General features: G+C 71.0%; 6 protein-coding genes and 1 pseudogene. 2 read left to right on the forward strand and 5 right to left on the reverse strand.

Annotated features, from left to right (window positions below):
- Positions 1-125: 125 nt before the first annotated feature.
- Genes ATM99_RS04435 through ATM99_RS04445 form a run of 3 tightly spaced genes read right to left on the reverse strand, consistent with a single transcriptional unit; the run spans position 126 to position 3,174 of the window.
- Positions 126-1,265 (reverse strand): Gfo/Idh/MocA family protein, encoded by a 1,140-nt coding sequence (locus ATM99_RS04435; protein ID WP_062101719.1) that lies wholly within the window; start codon positions 1,263-1,265, stop codon positions 126-128.
- Positions 1,262-1,954, reverse strand: coding sequence for a ThuA domain-containing protein (locus ATM99_RS04440; protein ID WP_062101720.1), 693 nt, complete (start codon positions 1,952-1,954; stop codon positions 1,262-1,264). The genes ATM99_RS04435 and ATM99_RS04440 overlap by 4 nt, the downstream gene beginning before the upstream one ends.
- Entirely contained in the window at positions 1,951-3,174 is a 1,224-nt protein-coding gene (locus ATM99_RS04445) for a Gfo/Idh/MocA family protein (protein ID WP_082659256.1), read from the reverse strand. The genes ATM99_RS04440 and ATM99_RS04445 overlap by 4 nt, the downstream gene beginning before the upstream one ends.
- Before the next feature lie 120 nt (positions 3,175-3,294).
- Between ATM99_RS04445 and ATM99_RS04450 the strand changes: the two genes are divergently transcribed.
- Positions 3,295-4,287 (forward strand): LacI family DNA-binding transcriptional regulator, encoded by a 993-nt coding sequence (locus ATM99_RS04450; protein ID WP_223304801.1) that lies wholly within the window; start codon positions 3,295-3,297, stop codon positions 4,285-4,287.
- Between the two features lie 346 nt (positions 4,288-4,633).
- The gene (locus ATM99_RS18545; RefSeq protein ID WP_082659258.1) at positions 4,634-5,659 is read left to right on the forward strand and encodes a 5'-nucleotidase; all 1,026 of its coding nucleotides are present in this window, start codon (positions 4,634-4,636) and stop codon (positions 5,657-5,659) included.
- Between the two features lie 115 nt (positions 5,660-5,774).
- Here ATM99_RS18545 and ATM99_RS04455 read toward each other — a convergent pair whose 3' ends face one another.
- Complete coding sequence (locus tag ATM99_RS04455; RefSeq protein WP_062101722.1) at positions 5,775-7,412, reverse strand: fucose isomerase; 1,638 nt, start codon at positions 7,410-7,412, stop codon at positions 5,775-5,777.
- A gap of 154 nt (positions 7,413-7,566) precedes the next feature.
- Positions 7,567-7,755: pseudogene (locus ATM99_RS19210) on the reverse strand (hypothetical protein); the annotation flags it as partial.

The raw sequence follows: 7,755 nt of genomic DNA on the forward strand, positions 1-7,755 counted from the left end.
CCGAACGTGCTGTGAAGTAACGATTAAGCGACGGTGGACGGACGCCCAGGTGGAGGCCACGACGAGGACGCTGCCGATAGTTTCGACAGCGTCTCGTCGGCCGCCGACCGGGCGCCGACCGGGGGTCAGCCCTCGGCGGCGACCACCCCCTGGAGGTCGCCGACGCCCGCGCACCACGCGTCGCGCGGGGTGAGCGGCACGAGGGGCGGCACGACGGGCCGCGACCCGATCGCGACGCGACCACCGGCGTCGGCGGACGTCAGCAGCGACGTCATGACCTCCAGGACGTGCTCCGCGAGGGCGCCGCTCGCGCGGTGCGCCCCACCCCCGGGGCCGACGGCGTCGACCATGTCGAGCAGGCCGATCCCGCGCGCCGACCCCGCGTACCCCGCGCCCGGCGGGACCGCGTGCCAGCCCGCGTCGGGGGTCCAGACCTCGACCTCGCCGTCGAACGCGTTCGGGTCGGGCACCGACACCGACCCGTGCTCGCCGTGCACCTCGATCGGCCGCGCGCGCGAGCGCCCGCCGTCGAAGCTGACGGTCACGGTCGAGATCGCCCCGCCCGCGTGCTCCAGCAGGCCCGTCACGTGCGTCGCGACCTCGACCGGGATGCGCTCGCCGGCCCGCGGGCCGGACCCGACGACCCGTGCGTCGCGTGCCCGCCCCGCGGCGCCCTGCACGTGCGTCACGGGCCCGAGCAGGTGCACGAGGGCCGTCAGGTAGTACGGCCCCATGTCGAGCAGCGGCCCGCCGCCCGCGCGGTAGTAGAAGTCGGGCTGCGGGTGCCAGCCCTCGTGCCCGGGCGACACCCACGTCGCGAGCGCGCTCGACGGCCGCCCGATCGTGCCCGCCTCGACGACGGCGCGCGCCGTCTGCACGCCCGTGCCGAGCACCGTGTCCGGGGCGCACCCGACGCGGACGCCCGCGGCGTCGGCGGCCGCGAGCACGCGCCGTGCCCCCTGCGGCGTGGCCGTGAGCGGCTTCTCCCCGAACACGTGCTTGCCCGCGCCGATCGCGGCGAGCGCGACCTCCTCGTGCGCGAGCGGCACCGTGAGGTTGAGGACCACGTCGACCGCGGGGTCCGCCAGCAGGGTCGCGACGTCGACCGCGCGCGTGCCCGGGTGCTGGTCCGCGACGTGCCGCGCGCGCTCCAGGTCGAGATCCGCGACGGCGACCACGTCGACGCCGCCGTGCGCGGTGAGCGTCTCCAGGTACGTCCGCGAGATGACCCCGACGCCCACGACGCCGATGCCGACGCGGCTCACGCGCGCGCCGCCCAGAGCATGCCGCGCTCGACGATCGCGCGCACCGACGGGTGCTGCAGCACCTCGGGCGTGTGGCCGGGCGTCGCGACGACGATCCGGCCCTTCCCCCAGTGCCGCGTCCACACCGCGGGCGACGTGATCGGCCGGTGCCACGGGTGGTACGGCTGGGTCGGGTGGGTCGTGGTCGCCAGGACGTCGACGAGGTCGTCGTGCAGCACCCAGTACTGCTCGGACTCGAGCTCGAAGTCGTCGAGCCCCGCGGTGATCGGGTGCTCACGGCCCAGGTCGGTGATCTCGACCGTGTACGGCAGGTAGTTGTCGGTCTCGTCGCCGACGCGCAGCGACGGCTCCTTGCCGGGGTGGGTCGCGAACTGCCCGCCGACCAGCTGCAGGTAGTCCGAGCTGTTGCGGTAGGAGTCGGCGATGCCGCCGTGCCAGCCGACCAGGCCCGTGCCCGCCTCGACGGCGCCGCGCAGGCCCCAGAGCTCGTCGTGGCCGATGCTCGACATGGTCATGCTCTGCACCACCAGGTCGGTGGCGGCCATGACCTCGGCGTCCGCGTAGACCTCGTTGGTCTCGTGGACGTCGACCTCGAACCCCTGCTCGCGCAGGAACGGCAGGAACAGCTCGGTGGCGGCGACGGGCTGGTGCCCGTCCCATCCGCCGCGGACGACCAGGGCGCGCCTCACGCACCCACCTCCTCGTTCGTGGGACGCGCGGCCTCAGGACGCGCGACGGGGGTGCGGGCCGAGCGGTCGGCCGCGCTGACGGAGATCGCGTCGAGGACGCGCTGCACGTCGAGCGCGTCGTCGAACGTCGGGGACGGGTCGGTGCCGTCGGCGATCGCCTGCACCAGGTCGACGACCTGGTGGGTGAAGCCGTGCTCGTAGCCGATGCCGTGCCCGGCGGGCCACCAGGCCGCCATGTAGGGGTGGACGGGTTCGGTGACCTGGACGCGACGGAACCCCTGCGTGCGGGCGTCGTCGCGTGCGTCGTAGACCTCGAGCTCGTTGCTGCGCTCGTAGTCGAACGCGATCGAGCCGAGCTCGCCGTCGATCTCGATGCGGTTGGCGTTGCGGCGGCCCGTGGCCAGGCGCGTGGCCTCGAAGACGCCGAGCGCGCCGCCGTCGAACGACGCGGTGAACGCCGCGGCGTCGTCGACCGTCACGGGGCCGCGCTCGCCGCCGTCGCCGCGTCCGCCGAGGCCGACGTGCTCGCCGCCCACCGGGCGGTCGGTGACGAACGTGCGGAGCACGGCCGAGACGTCGGTGATGCGGCTGCCCGTGAGCCACTGCGCGGTGTCGACCGAGTGCGCCGCGATGTCGCCCAGCGTGCCGCTGCCCGCGCGGGTCGCGTCGAGCCGCCACGTCAGGGGCGCGTCGGGGTCGGAGAGCCAGTCCTGCAGGTACTGGGCGCGCACGTGCCGGATCTCGCCGGTGAAGCCCTCGGCGACGAGCTGGCGGGCGAGGGCCAGCGCCGGTGTGCGGCGGTAGCTGAACCCGCACGTGGCCAGCACGCCGCGGGCGCGGGCGTCGCGCGCGGCGGCGGCCATGCGCTCGGCCTCGGGGACCGAGTTGGCGAGCGGCTTCTCGCACAGGACGTGCTTGCCGGCCGCGAGCGCCGCGAGGGCGATCGGCTCGTGCGTGTCGCCCGGCGTGCAGATGTCGACGACGTCGACGTCGTCGCGCTCGACGACGGCGCGCCAGTCGGTCTGCGCCTCGGCCCAGCCGAACCGGTCGGCCAGGTCGCGCGTGCGGCCGGGGTCGCGGCCGACCACGACCTGCAGGCGTGGGCGGCGGGGCAGGTCGAAGAAGGCGCCGGCCGTGCGCCACGCGTGCGAGTGGGCCCGGCCCATGAAGCCGGTGCCGATCAGGGCGACGCGCAGCTCGGACGTGGAGGGTCGCGACAATGGGACTCCCGCGGAGGTTTATCGATCAATCTGGTTCCAGCAGGCTGCCACGGCCCCTCGGTCCCGTCAACCACCCGCACGGCGTCTGCCATGATCCCAGCGGAGGTTGCGATGGTCACCATGAGCGACATCGCGCAGCGGACCGGCGTCACCGTGACGACCGTCTCCAACGCGCTGACGGACCGCGGGCGCGTCTCGGACGCCACCCGGTCGCGGATCCTCGCGGTCGCGACCGAGCTGGGCTACGAGGTGAACCTCACCGCGCGCCACCTGCGCATGGGCCGCTCGGACACGATCGCGCTGATCGTGCCGTCGGTCCACGACTACTTCGGCGAGATCGCCGACAAGCTCGCCGTGCTCGCCGAGGCGACCGGACGCCACCTCGTGCTCGAGCGCACGTCCGCCCTCACCGAGTCCGAGCGCGCGGCCATCACCTTCCAGCGTCTGCAGATGTTCGACGGCGTGCTGCTCTCGGCCGTCGGGCTCGACCACGACGACGTCGAGCGTGCCCGCCGGCGCACGCCGCTGGTCGTGCTGGGCGAGCGACCCATGCCCGCCACGGTCGACCACGTCCGCCTCGCCAACGAGGAGGGCGGTCGCCTCGCGACCGCGCACCTGCTGGAGCACGGCGCGCGCCGCGTCGTCGTGCTGGGCGGGTCGCTCAGCGCCGAGTTCGGCATCTCGCACTCGCGCCTCGTCGGCTGGCGGCAGGCGCACGACGACGCCGGCGTCCCGGCCGACCCCCGGCTCGTCGTCCCCGTGCAGGACTACGACGTGCGCCACGCCCGCGCCGCGCTCACGGCGCTCATCGCCGACGGCGTGCCGTTCGACGCCGTCTTCGGCGTCACCGACATGATCGCGCTGGGCGCGATGTCGGCGCTCGCCGAGCACGGGCTGCGCGTCCCTCAGGACGTGCAGGTCGTCGGGTTCGACAACCTGCTGTTCTCCGACTTCCTGGTCCCCCGGCTCACGTCGGTCGACCCGCACTCGCGCGAGCTCGCCGCGACCGCGATGCGCCTGCTGGAGCAGCGGATGTCGGGCGCCGACGCCGCGCCCGAGCACGTCGTCAACCCCGTGTCGCTCGTGGTGCGGGGGTCGACGCGCGCGGGGTGAGGGTGAAGCGGCGCGCCTGGAGAACGATCGATCTGTGGATCCTTCACACAAGCCGTATGACGGCGAGTGACCGCCTCGGGAGGCCAGCAGCGTTGTCGCTAGACAACTCAGCCGCTTCCGATGGACTAGCAGGCCCGCTGGTCACCCGCAGAGTAGCGGAGTGACCGAAGGTGAACCGGGACACAGGTCCGGCCCCTCATTGAGTCCTCGCGTTTCTGGAAGCGTCTAGGAAGATTCACCTACCTTCGCGCCACATTCGGGCACTTGAACGCTCTAGGTTTGCTATATCTGATGTTGGAGGGCAGCGCACCGCCAGCCCCTCGTGGGCGAATCGGAGGAACCTGACATGCCGTACGAACTCGATCACCGCCTGGTCGTCGGCGTAGCGCCGAGCGCACTTTTCGATCTGCGCGAGTCGGATGCAGCCTTCAAAACAAGCATTGATGCGTACAGATCCTTTCAGGACGAGCACATTGACAAACCGATGCCCAAGGGGGCGGCGTTCCCCTTTATCGAGAGATTGCTAGCTCTCAACGACCTTTCCCCCGGAGACCCCCTCGTGGAGGTGATCCTCCTTGCGAAGGACGATGCCGTCACGGGACTCCGCCACTTGAAGTCGCTAGCATTTTATGGTCTGAAGATCGAGCGTGCGGTATTCACAGAGGGGAGCGCACCGTCGGGTTACATCAAGGAGTTGAACATATGCTTGTATCTCTCTGGTAACCGCTCTGACGTCGCTCGTGCAGTTTCGAACGGCCTCCCAGCTGGACTCGTACTGGGCAGGACAGCGAGAAGTGAGGAGGACTCTGACGAGGCGCCCGGAGCGCTCCGCGTCGCTTTTGACTTCGACGGCGTACTGGCGGACCTTGAAGCCCAGAAGGTCTACGACCGCGAGAAGTTGCCAGGCTTCCTCGCGCACGAGGTGCGTCACGCCTCTGAGCCGCACCAGCCGGGCCCGATGGCCCAGCTGGTGCGTGCCCTCGGGAAGATTCAGCGCAAGGAGATCGAGCGCCATAATTCAGACCCAGGTTACACCCCGCGCGTCCGAATCGCACTAGTTACGGCACGACAGGCGCCAGCTCACGAGCGTGCTATCCGCACACTTCGCGACTGGGACGTGCAGTTCAACGACGCCTTCTTCCTTGGTGGTATAGAAAAAGCGCACGTACTTAGAGTGCTGCGACCCCATATTGTTTTCGACGATCAACTAGAGCACCTCGAGAGTGTCGCCGAGGAGATCGCGGCCGTACTGGTTCCTTATGTTGGTGATGATGGAGGAAGCAACCAGGAGGCACCTCACGCATCGCCAGCGATTCGCAGTCGGGCGCGATCAATTGTCACCCGACTGACAAGACGGCTGCGGCGAGGATAATTCGAGGGGTTCCGGACCCAAGCCCTAGCCGCCTTCGAGTATCCAAACCTAGGTGTTTCTAGTGCTGATCACGGACACTTGCACTATCCCTGTCTTCGAAATGCGCCCTCCGCGGTCAGATCTGGACGTCGCCGCAGAGGTGGACCTCGATGCCCATGCCGTGGAGCATGGCGGCCTTGGCGGTCAGGGCGGCGTCGGCGGTGGCCGCGTCGGGGGCGTAGGCCACGTTGAGGTGGTTGGCCTTGTGGCGGGCCATGAACTGGTCACGGGTCACGCCGTGCAGCACGGCGTGCAGGATCGGCCACTCCGGGTTCGTGGCCTGCTTACGCCGCCGCGTCTCGGCCTCGGGCAGGGTCACGGCGGTCGCGCGGCCCAGGTCGGCGTGCAGACGACCGTCGGCGATGTACACCCGGGACCACACGACCTGCCCGGCCTTGCACACCCCGTTGAGGGTCGACCCGCCGGCGGGGAAGAACACCGGGTCCTGCCGCCATCCCTCAGCTGCGGCGTACCCGCCGTCCAGGTGCGATGCCGGCACGGACCCCGAGATCTCCCACACCCACACGAACTGGCGGTCGAAGTCCTCACCCCAGCGCACGTCGTGCAACGTCGTCGCCGGGTCCAGGCCCATCGCCGACCACACCCGGTTGGTCACCAGCGCGTCGACCGCGACACCCTCGTCGGCCTCGTTGAAGTGCGGCACCGCCCGCCCGTCCCACAGCACCCGGGACCCGTCACGCGAACGCACCGGCGGACGCGCCACGTTGTTCAACAACCCCTCGGCCAGGTCCGAGGCCGGGCACACGTCCTTCAACCCCTGCTGGTACTGGATCCCCACCGCGTCCAGCCCGAAGTCATCGGCGATCCACAACGCCGCCACGTACATCTTGTACTGCCACTGCAGCTGCTCACGCGTCAGCTCCGTGGCCTCGTCCGTGCCCAGGCGGAACGTCATCCCCGCCTCCAGCAACCACGCGTGCACGCCGTTCGCGACGTCGTCGGGGACCTGCTGCATCTGCGCCCACAACGCCGACTGCGACAACCGCTCCTTGTAGATCCCCGTCGGGTTCAGCAGCTCGTCGTCGAAGATCGCGTTGTACATCCCCATGCAACCCTCGTCGAACACCCCGATGATCGCCTTGTCCCGCACCAGCTGGGTCGCCAACGCCTCCCCCAGCTCGACCTCGGGACCCTCCGGCAGCGCAGGCAGCGGGCGCACGTGCGACGCGTCGTGCTCGATGCGCCACTGCGTCAGCCACGACGCGATCCCCGCGCGGAACCAGTCGTCCGTGCCGTCGACCGTCCAGATCGTCGAGTACTCCCGACCCATCTTCGTCATCCCCGCGTTCAACCCCAGCAGACCCACCAGACCCGGCCAGTCCCCCGCGAAGTTCGCGACGGTCAGGACCGGGCCGCGGTGCGTGCGCAGACCCGCGAGCACGTGGTGGCTGTACTGCCACACCGCCTCGGCCACCACTAGCGGCGCGTCGGGCGGGATGCTCGCGAACACCTCCAACCCCATGCGCTGCGAGCTGATGAACCCGTGGCCCGTGACGGGGTCGACCCCGTTGGCACGGACCACGTCCCACTCGTGCTCCGCGAACGCGCCGGTCACCACCCGCTCCAGCGCGACCTGCGTGGCCCAGCCGGCGATGTTCGCCGACTCCCGCAGATCACCCGACGCCACCAGGTACGCCGTCCGCGGCGGAGCCACCGGCTCGGGCGCAAGCGTGGGCACGGCGTACATGGACATGGCGACTCCTCGGGGCGCGACGCGGCGGCGGGACCTCGGCGTCCCGCTCGCGCGGCCCGTGCGCCGTCGTCGGCGTCCGCGGACCGTGGCGCCACTGTCGCAGTAATCGATTACAGAAGCAATGCCCCGCCCGCGCCGGAAGCGCCGGCAACCGCTATGCCGGCGTCGTGACCTGCTGCACCACGCGCCGCGCGGGCGCGTCGAGCCCGCGGATGCGCTCCAGCAGCATGCGCGCGGCCGCCGCACCCAGGTCGCGGGGGTCGAGCGGCACGAGCAGCACGCCGTCCGTGCTCGACGTCGCGAACGGCAGGTCGCCGACGATCGCGACGCCGCAGCCCGCACC

It is taken from the genome of Cellulomonas sp. B6, from assembly GCF_001462455.1.
Taxonomy (GTDB): domain Bacteria; phylum Actinomycetota; class Actinomycetes; order Actinomycetales; family Cellulomonadaceae; genus Cellulomonas.

Bases quoted from the DNA above. Each gene is read 5' to 3' on its own strand.
- ATM99_RS04450 (WP_223304801.1), top strand. From the start codon at position 3,295: ATGAGCGACATCGCGCAGCGGACCGGCGTCACCGTGACGACCGTCTCC.
- ATM99_RS18545 (WP_082659258.1), top strand. From the start codon at position 4,634: ATGCCGTACGAACTCGATCACCGCCTGGTCGTCGGCGTAGCGCCGAGC.
- ATM99_RS04455 (WP_062101722.1), bottom strand. From the start codon at position 7,412: ATGTCCATGTACGCCGTGCCCACGCTTGCGCCCGAGCCGGTGGCTCCG.